The organism is Enterococcus sp. DIV0421 (genome assembly GCF_051713745.1).
Classification (GTDB): Bacteria; Bacillota; Bacilli; order Lactobacillales; family Enterococcaceae; genus Enterococcus_D; species Enterococcus_D casseliflavus.
The window spans coordinates 119,288-136,873 of record NZ_JBIOQM010000002.1 but is presented as its reverse complement, the minus strand read 5'-3'; the positions used below and the strand labels follow the sequence as shown (position 1 = coordinate 136,873).

Annotated in this window: 19 protein-coding genes, 1 tRNA gene and 3 pseudogenes; 3 read left to right on the top strand and 20 right to left on the bottom strand. The window is 34.7% G+C overall.

All coding sequences use genetic code 11. The features are described 5' to 3' along the window. Nucleotides 1-220 precede the first annotated feature (220 nt). Together IGI96_RS11795 and IGI96_RS11790 are read right to left on the bottom strand one after the other, a co-directional pair. The gene (locus tag IGI96_RS11795) at nucleotides 221-1,408 is read right to left on the bottom strand and encodes a tyrosine-type recombinase/integrase (protein ID WP_438785171.1); all 1,188 of its coding nucleotides are present in this window, start codon (nucleotides 1,406-1,408) and stop codon (nucleotides 221-223) included. 60 nt (nucleotides 1,409-1,468) lie between these two features. Beyond that, nucleotides 1,469-1,705 carry a helix-turn-helix domain-containing protein gene (locus IGI96_RS11790; protein ID WP_438785170.1) on the bottom strand — a complete coding sequence of 79 codons (237 nt, stop codon included), beginning with the start codon at nucleotides 1,703-1,705 and terminating at the stop codon, nucleotides 1,469-1,471. Between the two features lie 79 nt (nucleotides 1,706-1,784). Between IGI96_RS11790 and IGI96_RS11785 the strand changes: the two genes are divergently transcribed. Continuing rightward, a tRNA-Lys gene (locus IGI96_RS11785) sits at nucleotides 1,785-1,857 on the top strand. Nucleotides 1,858-2,381: 524 nt separating this feature from the next. On the opposite strand, the gene IGI96_RS11780 is transcribed toward IGI96_RS11785, so the two are convergent. Next, nucleotides 2,382-2,777, bottom strand: a complete 396-nt coding sequence (locus IGI96_RS11780) for a hypothetical protein (RefSeq protein ID WP_086339282.1) — start codon at nucleotides 2,775-2,777, stop codon at nucleotides 2,382-2,384. A 13-nt stretch (nucleotides 2,778-2,790) separates the two neighbouring features. Next, nucleotides 2,791-3,531, bottom strand: a complete 741-nt coding sequence (locus IGI96_RS11775) for a helix-turn-helix domain-containing protein (protein ID WP_086339281.1) — start codon at nucleotides 3,529-3,531, stop codon at nucleotides 2,791-2,793. A gap of 443 nt (nucleotides 3,532-3,974) precedes the next feature. Between IGI96_RS11775 and IGI96_RS11770 the strand changes: the two are divergent. After that, nucleotides 3,975-4,212, top strand: a pseudogene (locus IGI96_RS11770) (ISL3 family transposase); the annotation flags it as partial. Between the two features lie 371 nt (nucleotides 4,213-4,583). Here the strand turns inward: IGI96_RS11770 and IGI96_RS11765 are convergent. The 14 genes and pseudogenes from IGI96_RS11765 to IGI96_RS11700 all read right to left on the bottom strand — a co-directional run bounded on the left by IGI96_RS11765 (nucleotide 4,584) and on the right by IGI96_RS11700 (nucleotide 15,327). Further along, nucleotides 4,584-4,931, bottom strand: a complete 348-nt coding sequence (locus tag IGI96_RS11765; protein WP_086339280.1) for a DUF7006 family protein — start codon at nucleotides 4,929-4,931, stop codon at nucleotides 4,584-4,586. Nucleotides 4,932-5,267: 336 nt separating this feature from the next. Continuing rightward, a complete protein-coding gene (locus IGI96_RS11760; protein WP_086339279.1) occupies nucleotides 5,268-6,278 on the bottom strand; it encodes a DUF916 and DUF3324 domain-containing protein in 1,011 nt (336 codons plus the stop codon). Between the two features lie 298 nt (nucleotides 6,279-6,576). Next, nucleotides 6,577-9,174 (bottom strand): WxL domain-containing protein, encoded by a 2,598-nt coding sequence (locus IGI96_RS11755; RefSeq protein ID WP_086339278.1) that lies wholly within the window; start codon nucleotides 9,172-9,174, stop codon nucleotides 6,577-6,579. Nucleotides 9,175-9,219: 45 nt separating this feature from the next. After that, a complete protein-coding gene (locus IGI96_RS11750; protein ID WP_086339277.1) occupies nucleotides 9,220-9,948 on the bottom strand; it encodes a WxL domain-containing protein in 729 nt (242 codons plus the stop codon). After that, nucleotides 9,914-10,252 carry a hypothetical protein gene (locus IGI96_RS11745; RefSeq protein WP_016620695.1) on the bottom strand — a complete coding sequence of 113 codons (339 nt, stop codon included), beginning with the start codon at nucleotides 10,250-10,252 and terminating at the stop codon, nucleotides 9,914-9,916. The genes IGI96_RS11750 and IGI96_RS11745 overlap by 35 nt, the downstream gene beginning before the upstream one ends. Nucleotides 10,253-10,714: 462 nt before the next feature. Continuing rightward, nucleotides 10,715-11,064, bottom strand: a pseudogene (locus IGI96_RS11740) (helix-turn-helix domain-containing protein); the annotation flags it as partial. 380 nt (nucleotides 11,065-11,444) lie between these two features. After that, nucleotides 11,445-11,660: a hypothetical protein gene (locus IGI96_RS11735; RefSeq protein WP_086339276.1), complete on the bottom strand. Its 216-nt coding sequence runs from the start codon at nucleotides 11,658-11,660 to the stop codon at nucleotides 11,445-11,447. 70 nt (nucleotides 11,661-11,730) lie between these two features. Continuing rightward, nucleotides 11,731-11,931 (bottom strand): cold-shock protein, encoded by a 201-nt coding sequence (locus tag IGI96_RS11730; protein ID WP_086339275.1) that lies wholly within the window; start codon nucleotides 11,929-11,931, stop codon nucleotides 11,731-11,733. 237 nt (nucleotides 11,932-12,168) lie between these two features. After that, a pseudogene (locus IGI96_RS11725) lies at nucleotides 12,169-12,465 on the bottom strand (aldo/keto reductase); the annotation flags it as partial. A gap of 996 nt (nucleotides 12,466-13,461) precedes the next feature. Beyond that, nucleotides 13,462-13,767: a hypothetical protein gene (locus IGI96_RS11720; RefSeq protein ID WP_086339274.1), complete on the bottom strand. Its 306-nt coding sequence runs from the start codon at nucleotides 13,765-13,767 to the stop codon at nucleotides 13,462-13,464. 85 nt (nucleotides 13,768-13,852) lie between these two features. Continuing rightward, entirely contained in the window at nucleotides 13,853-14,068 is a 216-nt protein-coding gene (locus IGI96_RS11715) for a hypothetical protein (RefSeq protein WP_086339273.1), read from the bottom strand. Between the two features lie 68 nt (nucleotides 14,069-14,136). Next, nucleotides 14,137-14,337 carry a cold-shock protein gene (locus IGI96_RS11710; RefSeq protein WP_005237682.1) on the bottom strand — a complete coding sequence of 67 codons (201 nt, stop codon included), beginning with the start codon at nucleotides 14,335-14,337 and terminating at the stop codon, nucleotides 14,137-14,139. Between the two features lie 343 nt (nucleotides 14,338-14,680). Then, nucleotides 14,681-15,094, bottom strand: a complete 414-nt coding sequence (locus tag IGI96_RS11705; RefSeq protein WP_086339272.1) for a type II toxin-antitoxin system death-on-curing family toxin — start codon at nucleotides 15,092-15,094, stop codon at nucleotides 14,681-14,683. Then, the gene (locus IGI96_RS11700) at nucleotides 15,091-15,327 is read right to left on the bottom strand and encodes an AbrB/MazE/SpoVT family DNA-binding domain-containing protein (RefSeq protein ID WP_086339271.1); all 237 of its coding nucleotides are present in this window, start codon (nucleotides 15,325-15,327) and stop codon (nucleotides 15,091-15,093) included. The genes IGI96_RS11705 and IGI96_RS11700 overlap by 4 nt, the downstream gene beginning before the upstream one ends. 172 nt (nucleotides 15,328-15,499) lie before the next feature. Here IGI96_RS11700 and IGI96_RS11695 point away from each other — a divergent pair, with 172 nt between their 5' ends. Then, nucleotides 15,500-15,667 (top strand): hypothetical protein, encoded by a 168-nt coding sequence (locus IGI96_RS11695; RefSeq protein WP_176324029.1) that lies wholly within the window; start codon nucleotides 15,500-15,502, stop codon nucleotides 15,665-15,667. 613 nt (nucleotides 15,668-16,280) lie between these two features. On the opposite strand, the gene IGI96_RS11690 is transcribed toward IGI96_RS11695, so the two are convergent. Further along, on the bottom strand, nucleotides 16,281-17,285 hold the full coding sequence (locus IGI96_RS11690; protein WP_086339270.1) for an NADP-dependent oxidoreductase: 1,005 nt from the start codon (nucleotides 17,283-17,285) through the stop codon (nucleotides 16,281-16,283). A gap of 64 nt (nucleotides 17,286-17,349) precedes the next feature. Beyond that, nucleotides 17,350-17,472, bottom strand: a complete 123-nt coding sequence (locus IGI96_RS11685) for a hypothetical protein (RefSeq protein WP_254907905.1) — start codon at nucleotides 17,470-17,472, stop codon at nucleotides 17,350-17,352. Between the last annotated feature and the right edge of the window lie 114 nt (nucleotides 17,473-17,586).

Below are 17,586 nucleotides of genomic sequence, written 5' to 3'. Positions count from 1 at the left end.
GTTAGCTCAGTTGGTAGAGCAGCTGACTCTTAATCACCTGCCCTCTTATGTAGAGGTGTATTTATAAACGTGATATATAGAGGTTTTAATGAGGTTTACTTAGTTGATAATCTTCAAGCCATTTAATTGCCAACAATTTGCCAACAAACTAACAGACTTTTTTTAATAGTAATCGTTTAAAGACTTGCCATTCAATTTTGATCAAGTCTTTTTTTGTTATTTATTTTTTGAATCCAAATGTATTTGCTAAATTTTCTGCAGAAGCATATTTAAAACTTGGATCAAGGTGTGCGTAAAGATTAGCAGTTGTCGTATAAGAGGCATGACCAAGCCACTCTTGTACCTTCTTCATGTGCTCACCATTTCCAATCATTATAGAAGCGGTTGTGTGTCTCAAATCGTGGAATCGTATCCTTTTTATATTGTTTCTCTTGATTACCTTCGCAAATCTTTTGGAAACGAAATCTGGTCTTATGATATTTCCATTTTCCATGGTAAAGAGGTAATTGTCGTCTTCGTAATTATATTCAGCTCCGAAAAGCTTTTTATTTTTTTCCTTCCACCTCGCTAATTTCACTAACTCCTCTTTAACTGTTTCTATTAAAGGAACAGAACGATAGCTGGAAGCATTTTTAGTTCTGTCTTCTTTAAGAACAGTTGTTAAGTCTTCTTTATTTTCCAAAACTACATGTTTAATGGTAATCGTCTTATTCACAAAATCAATCGCATCCCATTTAAGCCCTAAAACTTCACTTCTTCTAAATCCATAAAATACTGTTAATAGAATTATTGGATAGAGCTTCTCGCCTTTGAATATTTGAAGTAGTTTTAGCACATCATCCTTTGTGTAAAAGTTGGGCACGAAGGAGTCCTTTTTTGGTCTACGTACACGGTCAGCAATATTTTTATCTATCTGTTCTGTCATAAAAGCTTCCTGTAAAGCTTTTCTAATAAAGGCGTGATAGTGTAGAGCCGTATTTCCAGTGCACCCATCATCTAATATTTTTTGATAGAACCTTTGCAAGTGGACCGGTTTTAAGTCAGATAACATAATTCCACTTGGTTCAAAATAATCCTTTATCCTAATATCGATGTAACGTTTATAACTAAAGTAAGACGTTTTAGATAGTTGTGGTTTAGCAGTTTCAAGATAACTATATAGGTAATCGACAAAAGGAGTTTCGATTCTTTCCTGTTTTAAAACAAGATAATCCTCTCGTTTCATAGCAATTTCTTGCTCAATCTCAGATATAAATTGTTCTTTTATTCTTTCAGCTCTTTTCTTATTTCCTTTCTTTTTTAGTTTGGTATCTCTCCATCGTTGAGAAGTTTTTCCAAAATCATCTTTTATTGCAACAACAACTTGGAGAGTTCCTCTTTTTTCTACAATATTCGCTCGTAATTTCAATTCAAATCCTCCTAAAACTGAAAAAAGCAAGCTATGGAAAACGCAATTCTAACACCTTTATTATACCATAGCCTGTGTATGCTCATCTGCCACATTTTGGGCATCTTGTAAGTATTCGATCACACACATTTTAGGAATCTTGTAGTTGCTGCCTATCTTGACATGTTTTATCTTGTTCGATTTTAGTAACCCATAAGCTTTATTTCTCCCTATCCCTCCTAACATTTCTCTCAATTCATTTATTCCAACCAGATCTTTATAGTTCTCAAACATGACGTCATAAATGTTTCGCTCCATTTTTACCTCCTTAAAAAAACCATAGATTATTGTTGCCAACATTTTAAAATAGTGATATTATATCAAAGTAATAATTTTTGGGCCATTAGCTTAGTTGGTAGAGCACTTGACTCTTAATCAAGGTGTCGAAGGTTCGAGTCCTTCATGGCCCATTGGGTGCCAAACCCACGGAACAGGTAAATGTTGGTGCGAAAGCATTTCGAAAACATTTATGCTGTTCCTTTTTTTATTTTAAACATTTTCTAAACCACCTTGGAAAAGGTACACAGGAGTCTCCTCCTCCCCCTGTTCATCAGCGGGACGCTTACGTGAGTATCATTATCTTCAACAATTATCTCTTTGCCTAAAGTTTCCATGCTTTAGTCGCAACTTTTGGTTTATCGCTCCTTCAAATCTAAGAGATCTTGGCGCAAAAGTTGCCTGCTACTTAATCACTGAAAAGAATTTAGAAAATGGGCTATTCGGTTATCAATGAGCAATAAAAGAACGAAAGCGTTCCTTTCTAAAATAGTTTTACCAAATTTTTTTCAGAAGATATATAAGTACAGGCTAGAATGACACATATTGAAAAGTAGTTGATCCGAAACACAAAAACTAGTGATTCTAAAAGAACAGTATGTCTCCTTCCTTCAATTAATTGTTAGTGATTGAAGACGCCACTGGATTCATTTATCGTTCATTTTGATTTTCTTCTATATTGATAATATCCCTTATATGCTCGCTCAACATTAACATGAGTATCATTGTGCATCCTCTTAAGATAGTTGCTTTGCAAATTACTATAAGATATAGATATTAGCTTTTCTTTCACCAAGTATTCATAAATAGTTTTAGAGCTAGTTGGGATACCTTTTTCTTTTAAAAAAGAAGCTATATATAACGAAATAATGTCATAATTATTCTTATATTTTTGGTAATAATTCTCTCTTACATATTCTTCATAAACTCTCTCTTGCGAAACTTTCTTGTCGTATTCAAATCTTTGATTCTTTAACAGAACATATTCTTTTGATAAAGTAACAATTTCATCCATGATTTCTATTAGACGAGTTTCTATTTCTCTACTTCCCATATCACTTTCACCTCTAAATAGTTAGGCTGTGCTCTTTCCAAGAATTAAAATAGTTTTGTCTATATTCTTTTGGAGATAACCCGGTTTCCTTTTTAAAAAAAATAGTAAATGCACTGGCGTTAAAGAAACCAGCTTTCTCACCAATCTCAAAAATTTTTTCATCTGTCGATTCCAATAAATTTTTCGCTAACGTAATTTTGATATCATTAATTAAGTCCTGAGGCACTTTATTTAATTTGTTCATACAAAAACGATTTAAAGTTGGTTTGGACATGTGCATAAACTCTGCTAAGTCACTAACGGTCACATTTCCAGATAAATTCTCTTGTATGAATGCTATTAACTTAAATATTTCAAAGTATTCTTTTAGCGTAGAAAGATTCAAGCGAAATGCCTTTCTTATTATTATTTCGATAGCAGGATTCACTACATATGTTCGATCTCTCGTTTCAAACCTTGTGAAAAGTAACTGGATTAAGCTAGATAACTCTTGATTGATTATCAGATCAATCTTTTGAATATAGTTTGAAGAAGGCTTACAAAATAAATTCAACTCGACAATAATAATTTGATTCAGTAAGCTCTGCGAAATGTAATGGAAGATCATATGTGATTCTATCAGAATTATTTCTACCTCAGATTTCTCCATATACAGTCCTTTCTTCCTCAACAGGATAGCCCAACCATTTGCGCCATGATCATTTGGAGAATAGTTATTACCATTTGTATAATAGATATTTTTGATTTCTATCATTCTTTTCACCCTCCTACTTTATGCTACTCACTTTATTTGTAAAAGTTGACATATTCTGTACGTGTTCATCAACTTCTTAATTCACTTTTATCATAAAAAATTAATAATTAAAACGCTTTCAAAAAATGATGATTAAAAATGTAAAATTATTGATTCAAATTATAAATTATTATTTTCACTTCTAAATATTTCAATCCATCAATGTTATATTACCAGTATATAATTTTTCTTTATTACCCGATTCACTACACAATCCAAAATTCAGTAAAATATATTACATATTGAGAAATAACAAAGATTAAAAAACTGTATTAACGAATTAAAAATAACTTCTTACCTTAACTATCAAAATTTCAAGTCTGCTCACGAAGTCCTGCAAAAAATATTTTTTAATAATCAAATAGTGTAGCAGAATTTTCGAACGTCTAAATCCCACTTTATAAGAGTTAATTGAAGCCTTTGGAGACACAAACCTGGATTTATTCTTTCTCCTTATTTATTGAACTTCCCAAAGTTTTATATAACGGTTTTCGAGTAAATCTTCAAAATTTTCTAACCTCAGAAGAAAAAATTATCACTAATGCGATGTTTTATCCTTACTCTAATAGAAAAATTAAAGATAAGAATACCCAGACAAAGACAATAGTAGGAGTATCCTACGGATTTGAATCATTTGGGTAATTGATAAACAGGGGCTTTTTGATCATCAATTGTTCAATATGGGAAAACAAAAAATCTGAGCCAGAATGAGGTTCAATCTGACACAGATTTTACTTTGCACAACTAATCAAGTCTTAATGACTAAGAGCCATTTTTGATCATGTATTAAATTCAAATCTACTTATTATTACATGCCCAGAAAAATCTTTCACTTACTGAAAAGCTATTCCTGCATTACTTGTAAAGTCATTGTTTATGCTTTGTGAAATCAAGAAATGGAAAATAGTTGCGTCCATGCTAAGCAAAGTCCCTTTTTATAATGTTTTTTGTTTAGATTTCATATTCCTCCACCACTAACTTTTAAGAAAATATTTTTCCTCTTTCTCCTGATATCAAGAGATATTAAATATTATTGAATTTTTCGTTTTCATGCTGAGATCATAGCCACATAACTCTTTAAAATATGTTCTATAATCATTTTCGGTGATTCGAATGAGTTCATTGCTTGAAAATTCTTGAATTTCACACAATTCCACTAAAAGATTTAACTTTGCATCAAGCCCAAAAATTTCCAGAAAATCTTGCCAAAATGTTGTTTTTGAAATATTATCAGTCAGCTCTATCAGTCTGACTATCTGTTTATTGACATACTCTCGCATTTCTAATGTATCTCTGCAAGACTCACCCAATTCTTGCCAAAAATAGTTAGTATATTCTTTTTCTGTTGCGAATAGAAGCATATTTATTTCCTTTTCCAAACTTTTAAAATGTTATATTCGTTACCTTCCAGCTACCTATTATTTTCACTCCCACGATATTTTTACGTTCTCTATCCGTTTAAAGAAACTGTACAAGCCTAAAAGTAGGTTTTTCGTATAGCAATCAGGTGAATATCGTTATACACTTAGACATGTAAAAATACACTGAACCTTTGAAAGAACCACTACCATATCACTGATTTTACTTTAAACAACATAAACAACTGTAATGATCGTTTACTATGCGCATTAAGCATTAATTTTGTTGCTAGAGAATCCACTTATTTTGGCCTCCTAGCACTATGCAATCTTCTGAGGTTACTTTCTCTTCCTTATAAGAATCACTAAGAGTAATAGTATAACAAGAAAAATCGAGACTAATAACCAGTAATTAGTTTGGCTAGGAATAGTTATATCTTGTCGATTAAATGTCTTAGATGTCTGATCATCTACCGCAAATGTTCTCGTCCACTCCCATTCCAGTTCTCCAGAATTTGCTTGTAGATGAAGAACATAAGTACCTGGAACAAATGACTCACCATTCAAAGGAATTGGAAAGGCAAAATTGGAGTGTGGCGCCATTTGCATTCCTGATGCCTCTGTGGAATAGAGGCGTTCTGTTTGATCTTCATTATAAATTGAGGCAATAACCTGTAACTGATTAACAAACGTCCCCGATTGATTCTGGATCTGAGCACTGAACACATTTCTAAAGTTTAATTGATCCGCATAGACAGCTAAGAGATCTAGCTCGGGAGAAAGTTGCTCCCGCTTATTCGATACAACGAGGCCCATAACATAAGACAGTGTGTTCTCAATAGCCATTGATTCTTCTGACAAATGCTCGCTATCTTTGATTTCTTCCACGCGAATTCCTGCTGCTAGAACACCTTCAAATGGTTTATCTTCTGGTAAGGTCAATAAGAGATCTACTTGTTTCGTCTCCCCTTCACTAAGAGTAATCTTGCCATCACCTTGAATATAATCAGCCAAAAAAAATGGTAGGGTGTCATCTGGGACATCGGCGTCGCTACCATATTCCACTACACCACTCACATTTGTAAAAGCTGTATGTACGGATATTGATAAGTTGATCTCTTCATCAGACATATTTCGTAACTCCAAAGATAACGTCTGGCTTTCTCCAGGCTCAAGATTCAGATCAAAATAGCCTACCTCAGAATTCACTTGATTTTCACTCAGAATCGGTCTAACTGAAAAACCAGCAGATTGATCAGCAAAAGCAACTGGGCAAAAAAACAGGGTCAATATAAAAATTACCACTATGTACATCATAGTTTTCTTACTGTCAAATAGTATTTTATTCATAACGATCTTCCTCTCTATATTCCACGGGGATTGCCTTCATTTCTTTTGCTACTACCATTAGTGCCAAATTCCTACCCAGCATAGCAAAATTCATGAATCATATACGCTCGATTTGTGCATGGGACGATGACCAAACTGACCATCATGATTACTAATGAGGAGCAGTACCGCCAGATTCCTCTCGCTTGTAATCCTCGCAAATGGCCAAACAGAAAAATAGCCTAACAACCAAAATGATTTCCTATTGGATGTTAGGCTGTTTGAACATCTGGTGAAGTACGCATCCAGTTGATTTCTATCATTGAATGACATTATCAGGGACCGATTGAAGAATCCACTCCAAGGTGGTTTCATATGTTCCAGTTTGACGTTCCTGTTCGGACTCTAAGTGCAGTACAACACTCTCAGCCGCTTGGTCTGTTGTACCAAAGGCAAATAGCCAAGTTTCTAATCCCGATCCTGCTTGTGCCTGAGCGACAGTAGATGAAACACCCGGAAGGAGCGAGAGTTGTTCTGAATGGGTAGGCTGATTTTCTTGACCGGATGCTGCTATTGCTTGAATATGATGAAACTGCAAAGAAGCGCCAGCTAAAACATGCCCTGTTTCGCTATTCTTAAACTGTTCTCGTTGTTTCACAGATAAGCGCCACCCATCACTTTGATTTCTTCCACGTCTATCAGAAACTTGCACAAAATTTGCACGTGTTTCATTTGCTGTTGTTCTTAATGGTTCGGCGTATAGTGTTTCCGGTGCAAAATACGATATTTCTTGATCCCCAAACTGAATCGTAGGAACAAAATCAATGCTTAAAAATCCTTGATTTTCTGGCAGATCTGGCATCACCTCTGGATGCAATTCTTCTTGAGGATTCTCTGGATCTTTAGGTGAGACTTGTAACGGCCTTATTGTTACTGGAACGGTGTAATCCATTTGAGCGTATTGCCCAGAGGATAACTTTTCTTGCACTCGAACAACCATGGATGAATCTCCTGGCTGATTCGTATCAGGCATTTCAATGATCTCCGCTATAGAAACGTACCCTTCAGCAATGTCAAAATCAAAAAAACTTTCTGCTACTACCAATAACTCCTCTTCAGAAATATATTGCCAAACCTCATTGTTCAGCAACGGCTTCAACTGATTGATCACTAACGGTCTTAGGTTAGTTGCTGTCACTTCATAAAATGCACTATTTTTATGATTCGTGTGATCTGTGCCTACATTTTCTTCTGCTTCATCTTGCATAAGTACATTCCATTCTAGATTAGAGAAGCCAGCTAAGGCGCCATCAAATTCCTCTCCTGATGAAAACAAGTGCGTCGCGCTGACGATATCACCAACCGATAACTGCAGACGTCCATTTTCTCCCACCGCATTTTCAAAATCTTGTTGTGCTTCGGCAGGTGTTTGCTGAGTAGACAACGTAAAGTCAAAAAAATGTTGGCCTTGGTTTACAAGAATAGTGGCGGAGCCTGAGTATGCATGAAGTGAAGCAAACTCTTGATTTGGCAACTGTTGGATCATTGGTGTAGTTGGATTTGTCCCACCGCGTCCTGGCGATAGGGACAGTTCGGGGCCCGATTCTCCAACGTGATGTGTAAAAGCGGCTATTGTTCGCCACTCCTCGAAGTTATTCGCCCATGTTCCACGTAAACGTATTGTGTTGCCCCAACGAACGGAAATGGGAATGCGGACAGATAACGTATGCACCGTTCGATATGTAATGGTCACATCTTTAAATCGATCACCTATATAAAGATAGGGGGATGAATCAATGTAAGTAACATCGTACTCCCCTGAAGACAACAAGACACCATCTGCCGTTACCGTATGAATCGCACTGCCTAAATCAATGTCTTGGGTTCCCTCTCCTAGAAGGATTGTCTGGGGCCTTACTTGTGCTTCAAGATCAATTGTTTCTTCCCAAACATATACGCCAGGATTCGCACCATTATATCCAGACATAAATGCAGTTGAACTAGCAAATGAAACAAAATTAGTTGAACTAGCCAAACTATCTTGAAGTACCCAACGCCCCGTATAGGTTTCCGTTGCCGGTATATTGGATAACCAGGTACCGTTAATTCTTGTTCCGGTACCTAAAGTGAGTTGCTCGAAAGATGTCGCTCTAAACATGTTAATAACCTGGATACTGCGATGCCATGAACTTATATCTAGTTTTTTTAAATTGGACATTTCAGCAAACATTGTGGTAGTACTGGTAACATTGGACATATCCCATTGACTCAAATCTAATTCTGTTATACTACTTGCTCCTTGAAACATTGAGTTCATATTTGTTACATTAGCAGTATCAAACTTTTCAATCCCTTGTATATTTTTCAATTGAGTTAATCTCAAAAACAAGCTTGTAGCACTACTATCCAGGATGACTCGATCTTCAAGAATTATCTGTTCAACATCAGTATAGGTTTTCCAAGGCGCTAGTCCGGTCAACCCAACCTCGCCTCCCCTGAGAACGATTGTTGACGATACCAAATCATAGGTCCATGGAACTGTCCCCCATACGCCAGTGATCAACTGACCTGCGGAAGAGTGGTTTTCAGAAGAAACCGCATTCTCTTCTTGCTTGCTTTCTGAAGTGTCCCTACCACTATCACTGGGAGAAACCGCGTCATCTCTTGCCACTTTATCGCTTGATTGTATTTCATCTTCCTCATTATGATCACTACTTTCCTCAACACTATCTTCCATGAAAGAATCGCTAGTTTCCTCATAGACTTCGTTTATAGATACTGTTTGAGCAAAAGTTAGCAATGGGGATGAATGACTGATTAAAGAAAATATCGCTATTAAAACTATGAATTTCTTCATTTTCTTCTCCTCATATTTCAACGAAATAATCTTCTTACAAATATTGTTGATCTCATTCATATAAAAGAGACCAACAATATTCTGCCAATACGTTTTTCGTTGTTCTTAAATAACAGGGGCCAGCGAAGAAGGGACATTGCTTAGACTCCAATTCAATTCACTTGTGAATTGGCCGTTTGCTCGTTCTCCTGGAATTTCTAAAACAATATTCGGATTCACCTCACCATTTAACGTTCCCCAGGTAATCGAATTCCATCCACGCCCGTTAAGCACTTCTGCACCCATAAGAATTTGGCTGCCATGTTCCGCCGAAATAGTGACAGGATTTGAGTGAATAGCAACCTCGGAATCCCAAGCTTGAGAAAGTCTTGGGTTACGAAACGTAATGGATGCACCATTCAATTGCACATTATTATCATTGATAAATGGTGTTACTTGTTCAACTCTCAATGTCCATCCTGTTGATACATCACGAGTATCACGAATTTGAGCAAAATGTGGACGCAAAACTTCTTCCCCAGAATCGTCATTCACTTCAAAGGATTCTGCCTGGGCCTCAAATTTTAATAAACCTGTTGAGTTAACATTGTCGTGGATCCCAAAATTTAAAGTGGGCACGTAGGTTATGGAAAATTCCCCGGTTTGTACTGGGGGAATGATAATTCCAGGACCTGGGTCTGGATCTGGATCAACCGTATCAACATCATCAATTATCGAAAGAGTTACTTCTCCTTCTGTTTCTGCATTTCTTGTTATTTGTTCGGCTGAAGCTGTAACAACATTTCCAAACAATAGGCTGCTAAGTAATCCAAGTGCTAAATACTTCTTTTTCACTTCTTTTTCCTTCTTTCCTTTTCTTTAATAGGACAAAAACGATCAACAAGATGCCTCCTAAAAAGACATTATGTGTTTCTGTTGTAGCCATTAACTTGGGAAACCTTCCTGGCTTCTTGTATGAGGGGATTTCTTGAATGTCTGCCTGACCTCCATTTGGTGGCTCCGGTTGTATTTCGTCTTGAATGATATTCTGAAAGGTAATCGAACTATTCGATTGAACCGTTTGGGCAGAAACAGTTGGGACAAAAATCCACAATGCTAACAAACAAAACCAAATACATTTCCTCTTTAATAATTGCACATATAATCACCCCTTTTTGAACTTGTGAAAATAGTATCAACCGCATTAAAATTCTACGTTTCCCCATATTTCGTTGGTGTTGGATCAGGTTTTTCTTTAGGGACATACACACTCGTTAAACTAATTATTCGACCTGTTTCAACTTTTTAATTTTCTTGTATAACAACTGATTTGTCTCATAATTCTTCGATTTTGAGAGAGGAACAAAAAAGACATCCGATCCGATCGAATGTCCTAGAAAAGTTATCAGATTAGGTTTTCTATTTTAGAGAATACATAACATATGTTTATTCTAAAAAACGAAGGTTTTTGATACTTTTGTCTGTAAGTTTGTATGCATACCTTTTTCTTACATGATTAAGGTTACATGATTTTTTGGTCAAATTGGAATCAATATTTTCATATGAAGATGAAATAAATGAAAAAAAACACTTGTTAATACCTTTAACGAGTGTACGGAGATTAGAGAAATGGTTTTCGATACGGATCAATTTTTCTTTCCAGATTCCGCCAGCCATGCTCATCTGGGACAGTTTTTAATAACAAGTAATCAATTTCAATAATATAGTCTAAGAAGTATCGATTATAGTTTGTGACAATCAAATCAATATGATCGGCATTTAACATTTCTTGTATCAGATGTTGTAACGGCAAAAAGGTCAACGTGTGCTTTGTGCCAAACTGCTGCATTGCACGAGTTCGAGTCTGTTGGCAGATGAAATAATCACCTTCTAAAAGAAAGTAAATTCTTTTAGAAGGTGATTAAAATCAAAAATCAAATCGCTGTATATCCTTAAACTCACACAAATATCTACAAAATTAGTTAATAGAAATGGGTTTGAAGAATCAGTTCTGATCCAACAGTTTCATAAATTATAAAGCCAATAATTCTTATGTAAACTAAAAAAGGGAATTACAATCGTTTGTAACACATTAAACATGCATACACAAACTTTCAAAAGGTCCCATTTTCAGTTGTGAATTTAGTAAAAACCTAAACTCTATATTGCTACTACTCTATCTTTATGATAAAGTCTGAAATACTTCCCCGAGTAGTCATTCTAGAATCTCTTCAAACATTTATGCACGTTATCTAACACTTTATTCTATAAAATGCATTTATGCAAGTGATTCATGTAGAAAACAATACTAATTTATCGTGACTAAGGTATTAAAAATCTATAGAATCAGTTTAAATGCTTAGCAATTGTTTATAATTTATGACTGTTTTTTCTGAGGTATCAGTCACTGCTGCAGTCGATAAGGTGACAACTGCAGAGTTTCCTAGTAGCTTTATAATTGTTCCAACTACTTGTTTTTTTCTATATTTAAATAAGACTTGTTGATCTTTATGAAATTCTTGTCCTTCTACTGAAGGTTCTTGTGGTTTCCATTGTGAAAAACTCATTCTTTTTCCTCCTTTAAAGTATGAAAAAACCCGCCTCAAACATGTTGAGACGGGTTAAAAAGACATTTTTTTATGCTTTGTAGATATTAACGGCTTGCATGCCACGTTGACCTTCTTCAGTATCAAAAGTAACTGCTTGACCTTCATCTAAAGATTTAAATCCATCCGCTTGAATTGCTGAAAAATGAGCAAAGACGTCTTGACCGTCTTCTCCTATAATGAACCCAAAACCTTTATCTGAATTAAACCATTTTACTGTCCCTTTATTCATACTATTTCCTCCTTGTACATCTCTGCGTATGCGTTTTGTTGCGATAAATGTTTGATTTGCAAAAGGAGAGTATAAATTAAGTATAGCACTCTTAATACGTTTCAAATTATATCACTACAAGTTGTATACCACATAATCAGATAGGATTGTAGTTTTTTTAAAAAAGGTATTTTTTTAAATTAAAACTTAAGAAAATGAGTTTTAACTCTAAAGATGTATTATCACAAATATAACATACTACTCAGTCTCCATCATCCGATTCATAAACCATTCTACTTGTTGGGGTGCATCGTGATCAAAGAACGCAGATTCTTCCCTATCTAAATCTGCTATTTTTTCAATGTCTTCATGTGAATGCTCAAAATCAAAACTCGCTATGTTTTCAGCCATTCGTTCGGGACGAACTGATTTTGCTAATGCGACAATCCCTCTATTCATCAACCAACGAAGGACAACTTGACCAACCGTCTTGCCATATTGTTTACCAGTTTCCGCTAATACAGGATTGGTAAATAGGTCATGACGTCCTTTGCTTTTTTTGATATTCGTCGAATTGTCTCCTCTTTGTTATTCCCATAATAAACCCTGGTCTTAGCTGCAGAGCAAGTGTTCTGTGGAAATTATTTGTCTATCATATTAAAGCTATCACAAGATAAAACGCTTATACTTTAGAATAGATTGTAAGTTTTCGTTTTTGCTCCATCAAAAAGTATGTCGATTCATCGTATTGTTATATGTATCTAATTTAAAGATACGATTTTTTGTATTTTAATATTCATTATGCTTAAATAATGCTAAAATAAAAAAACGAAGGGTACTAGGCGCAGTCCAGAAAAACTTCCCCAAGTTTTCTGTGCCAGTACTCTTCTTAGATTAATGCATGTTGCTTACTCAGCCTACGTTATAAAATCTTTTTTTGCAAGCAATATACGCCACTGTACTAATTATGATTATTTGTCTTTTGTTTATCTAAAATCAACAAATCACTGATATATTAACGTGTTAAGGTGTAGAAATAATATTAATTGATCAAGCAACGGTGCATAAATAATACTTAGGAATCCCTTACGTTTTTTCTGTTTTTACTTTTGTCTTCTTTAAAGTGCTATACTGGATAAGTATCATGAAAGTAGGTGTTCAAATATGAATACTAATTTTTACCCAGTTGAAGTTTTTAGTTCAGACTATCGTTTATATTCCTCAAAAGCAAAAACAAGTTTGTATGATTTTCAATCCAGACCGCCTTTGATCACCTCATTTGCCGTGTTAAATTTGAAAGAGTTGCGCAATATTCAACTCAAGTTATTTATTTACGATATTGATATCGAAAAATTTTCTACTTTAGAGGAAGCTAAATCTAGATGCAACTCTCTTATGTATAAATGATTTAACTAGCTGATTATAGCTAGTTTTTTTGTTTATCTGTTTCTAATAAACTAAAACTAAACCCAAATGTTCATCGTTCATCCGCTTGATAAAAAGAAATATCTAACGCTATACTTTTGATAATAGACTAAGACGTTGATAACTTTATCGAATGATACGAAAATATCTTCCGTCCGCTATTGGAGAGTCGGATAAAATATATTTTTGGATGGTTCCTTTAAAGAGTTTTTCTCCTTCACAACAACTTTTTAAGGAAGTATACACCTTTTTCGAACCATCCAGATAATAAACAATGATCCCTTGAATCTGATTATAATTAATCGGTGAACGTCGAGTGCAAGAAAGCTGGTCTCCTAACAATTTCACCTGATTAACTATCACTGGGTCATTAAGCCAATCCTTGTTAAGTGTCAATTTTACAATTAACTGATGAATAGCTTCTTTTTGCATTTTATTCCTCCATTCAAAAAATCGACTATCTATTTACTTATAAATAGTAAATCATCATATACACTAAGAATGTTCTCCATTGATTTCAGTTACTTATTAAATTTTTATAATTTATAACTGTTCTTTCTGTAGTATTCGTCACTTCTGAATGTGATAAGCTTACAACTGCTGAATTACTGAGTAGTTTTATAATTGTTCCTGCTACTTGTTTTTTTCTATATTTAAATAAGACTTGTTGATCTTTATGAAATTCTTGTCCTTCTACTGAAGGTTCTTGTGGTTTCCATTGTGAAAAACTCATTCTCACCCCTCCTTTAAAGTATGAAAAAACCCGCCTCACACACGTTGAGACGAGTTTAAAAGATCCTTTTATGCTTTATATATATTAGCAGCTTGCAAGCCACGTTGACCTTCTTCAGTATCAAAAGTAACTGCTTGACCTTCATCTAAAGATTTAAATCCATCCGCTTGAATCGCTGAAAAATGAGCAAAGACATCTTGACCATCTTCTCCTGTAATGAACCCAAAACCTTTATCTGAATTAAACCATTTCACTGTACCTTTATTCATACTGTTTCCTCCTTGTGCATCTCTACGTATGCGTTTTGTTGCAATAAATGTTTGATTAGCAAAAGGAGAGTATAAGTTTAAGTATAGCACTCTTAATACGTTTCAAAATATATCACTATAAGTAGTATACCACATAATTATATAGGAATGTAGTTTTTTGGAAATAAGGTATTTTTTTAAAGCAAAGCTTAATGACATGAAATTTACGCCTGATGCACATGGCAATTTTTGTCTATGTAAGTATCTCTTAAAAGCTCTTCCTATATCTACATAATAATATTTCTTAACCCCAAAAATAGAAGTAAACTAAATCTCCATACTTAAATGAATCACTAGTTTGCTTCTATTCTTTGGGATCAATCTTCGTTGAATTGTTTTTTAGCATGTCTGTTGTTAAATTCTTTAAGGTATCAAATTCACCCTGATACGTAGCAATTCTAACTACAAATTCTACAACTTCCTGATTTTCCATTTTTAGGGAATGGCCATTTAGCTTAAGAAAAACATATGCAGCTAAAAATGCTGTACGTTTGTTTGCATTATGAAATGGATGTTTTTTGATCAGGTTTATTAACAGGACTGCTGTTTTGCTGAACCCATCATGATATAAATCTTTTTCAAAAATATGTTGTTTGGGTTCATTAACAGCCATACTCAACGCATTTTTATCAATGATACCAATTGTTTCCTGCGGTGAATAATTCTTTATTTGAATGACATTTAATTTTACTATATCTTTTTCACTTAAATAGATCATCCATCAACGAGTTCCTTAAATGCAACATCACATTCAGATAGAGCTTGGTTCACATACATATCAATTTCAAGATCTAAATTGCTTTCTTCCTTCACGATCGCATCCATCATTTTGTCTTCATCAATAAAAATTGTATCTCCAGACTTCAAACCCTTTTGTAATAAACTTTCTTTTGATAAAGTTACAACTATTGAGTTACCTACTTCTCTAATCTTCCTTTTTTTAATATTCATATTATCAGCTCCCATATTATGTATACACCGTATATCCTAAACGCTCAAAAGTTTTTATTCTGTGTATAGTATCCCTTAGAAAGCACTGTGGCAAAGACGAGTACTACTTTAATGCATATAATAAGTTGGAAAACAAAGTTGTTAAAGCTTAAAAAATTAGGATGGAGACATTATGACAAAAATTGTAGATTTACAAGGTGATTCAAGAATCATGGGATCAATGAAACCGGACAGATTCGTGGCAGGTATTACTAAAATTGCTCAGTACCATTCAGCAACACCAAAAGGTGATGTGTGGGTATTTGAAAACCATTGGCGTAATTTAGGATGGGGGAACTAGAGCCTACCATAAAGTTATTTTGCATAACGGATCAGTTCAATTGTTTTATTGGGATAACGTGATTAAAAAATGGCGTAGGTGGATACGGTTGTTTAGCCATTGGACCGACAATAGACCGAAATCTGACATCTTATTAAAAGCGGACTTACAATTTTAATAAAAAAAACCGCTTGAAAAAAAGCGGATGTGCATAGTTACCAAGAGTAAAATCTATAGTTCGAAATTAAGCTAATATAAATTGACAAAAAATGCTTGCTAATGAATTTTTTTTAATGTAGGGTTATTATGCAAGGTGTATTAAAAAAGAAGAGTACTAGGCTAGAAAGTTTGGGGAAGTTTTGGGGGAAGTCTTTCTAAGCTTACCTAGCACTCTTCTTTTTTATCTTATCATTATTATTACATAATAGATATTATTAATTAAACTATCGTCCAATTTTTTTCTTACGACCAAATCCCTCTTATTCAGATTCGAACAGGAAGGATTTTATATTATCGTGGTTGGCTCTAACAATTAGATCAACAAATTTCTTGATAAGTGCTTTCCCTGCTAAAGATTAATGTGTTGTCCTCAAATAACGAACTATCGGTTGCATTTGTTTCTGTATCTCCTTTCTCAATCCAATTTGACCACTACCTTGCCATTAGGATGACCCTCTTTGACAAATGTTATAGCTTCGTTCACTTGTTCTAATGCGAACTCATGTGAATCAATTTTTGGTACGATATTTTCTTTTTCTACGATTTCTGATATTGCTCGTAATTGCTGCCCATTCGCTTGAACAAAAATAAAACAATACTCAACACCATGTTTCTTCGCTTTTTGATCTATCTTGGCGCCTGCTACTCCGAATACCAATTGTTTCCATTTTGGCATGTTTTGATTGACTGCAAATTGCTTATTTGGCCCTGCAATCAAACTAAGTAATTTCCCGCCAGATTTGATGATAGAAAGCTCCCGATCAATTTCTTTCGCGCCTAGCGTATCTATAACAAAATCAACTTTATCTAGAACTTCCCAATAGTTTTCTTTTTTATAATTTAAATATCGATCTGCACCTGCTTGGAGAATTCGTTCTTTTGCAGCTGCATTTCCTGATACAATGACATGTAACCCAAGATGTTTCGCAAGTGGCACTGCCATTTGCCCGAAGCTCCCTGAGCCACCAGAAATAAAAACAGATTGACCAGCTTGAACTTGTAATATTTCTGTCAATCCTTGATAAGCGGTAAGTCCAGTCAAAGGAACACCAGCCCCGGTAACAAAATCTAAATTCGTGGGTAAAAACCAAATTGCTGATTGATCGACTGCGACATATTCCGCAAATGCGCCAATTTTATCCACTGGTAATCTTGTATAGACTTTATCTCCTTTTTTAAAATTGGTTACTTCACTTCCGGCAGCTTCGATTATCCCCGTTAATTCATTTCCAAGTGTCAATGGTTTTGGGTAGTCTTGAATCAACTTTACAGCACCCGTAATATTTAAAGTTTCTAATGGATTGACTGCGGCCACTTTTACTTTAATTAGCACCTCATGCTTTGAAATTTTTGGAATTGGAATATCTGTAATTTTTACATCAATTGATTTGGAATAATGATTGATTTGCGCTGCTTTCATCTAAATTTCACTCTCCTATTAAAGAAACCACCAATATTTTTTTATTGATGGTTTCTTTTGTTGTCTAGTTCATTTCAGGATAATCGGCATAGCCAACTTCTCCTTGGTTGACATAAAACGTATTTGGATTCGGTGCATCTAAGGGATACTCATTTTTTAATCGTTCCACTAGATCAGGATTCGCCAAAGAGATGACTCCTACCGAAACAAGATCAGCTAAATCATTCTCTAAATCACTCGCTAAACTTGATAATGGGCGATATGGTCTGTTTACGATTAAAACACTGTCCCATAAATGGCT

Bases quoted from the DNA above. Each gene is read 5' to 3' on its own strand.
- IGI96_RS11780 (WP_086339282.1), bottom strand. From the start codon at position 2,777: ATGGGAAGTAGAGAAATAGAAACTCGTCTAATAGAAATCATGGATGAA.
- IGI96_RS11790 (WP_438785170.1), bottom strand. From the start codon at position 1,705: ATGGAGCGAAACATTTATGACGTCATGTTTGAGAACTATAAAGATCTG.
- IGI96_RS11690 (WP_086339270.1), bottom strand. From the start codon at position 17,285: ATGAAAGCAGCGCAAATCAATCATTATTCCAAATCAATTGATGTAAAA.
- IGI96_RS11775 (WP_086339281.1), bottom strand. From the start codon at position 3,531: ATGATAGAAATCAAAAATATCTATTATACAAATGGTAATAACTATTCT.
- IGI96_RS11705 (WP_086339272.1), bottom strand. From the start codon at position 15,094: ATGATCTATTTAAGTGAAAAAGATATAGTAAAATTAAATGTCATTCAA.
- IGI96_RS11730 (WP_086339275.1), bottom strand. From the start codon at position 11,931: ATGAATAAAGGGACAGTAAAATGGTTTAATTCAGATAAAGGTTTTGGG.
- IGI96_RS11715 (WP_086339273.1), bottom strand. From the start codon at position 14,068: ATGAGTTTTTCACAATGGAAACCACAAGAACCTTCAGTAGAAGGACAA.
- IGI96_RS11755 (WP_086339278.1), bottom strand. From the start codon at position 9,174: ATGAATGAGATCAACAATATTTGTAAGAAGATTATTTCGTTGAAATAT.
- IGI96_RS11735 (WP_086339276.1), bottom strand. From the start codon at position 11,660: ATGAGTTTTTCACAATGGAAACCACAAGAACCTTCAGTAGAAGGACAA.
- IGI96_RS11695 (WP_176324029.1), top strand. From the start codon at position 15,500: ATGACAAAAATTGTAGATTTACAAGGTGATTCAAGAATCATGGGATCA.
- IGI96_RS11700 (WP_086339271.1), bottom strand. From the start codon at position 15,327: ATGAATATTAAAAAAAGGAAGATTAGAGAAGTAGGTAACTCAATAGTT.
- IGI96_RS11765 (WP_086339280.1), bottom strand. From the start codon at position 4,931: ATGCTTCTATTCGCAACAGAAAAAGAATATACTAACTATTTTTGGCAA.
- IGI96_RS11720 (WP_086339274.1), bottom strand. From the start codon at position 13,767: ATGCAAAAAGAAGCTATTCATCAGTTAATTGTAAAATTGACACTTAAC.
- IGI96_RS11710 (WP_005237682.1), bottom strand. From the start codon at position 14,337: ATGAATAAAGGTACAGTGAAATGGTTTAATTCAGATAAAGGTTTTGGG.
- IGI96_RS11760 (WP_086339279.1), bottom strand. From the start codon at position 6,278: ATGAATAAAATACTATTTGACAGTAAGAAAACTATGATGTACATAGTG.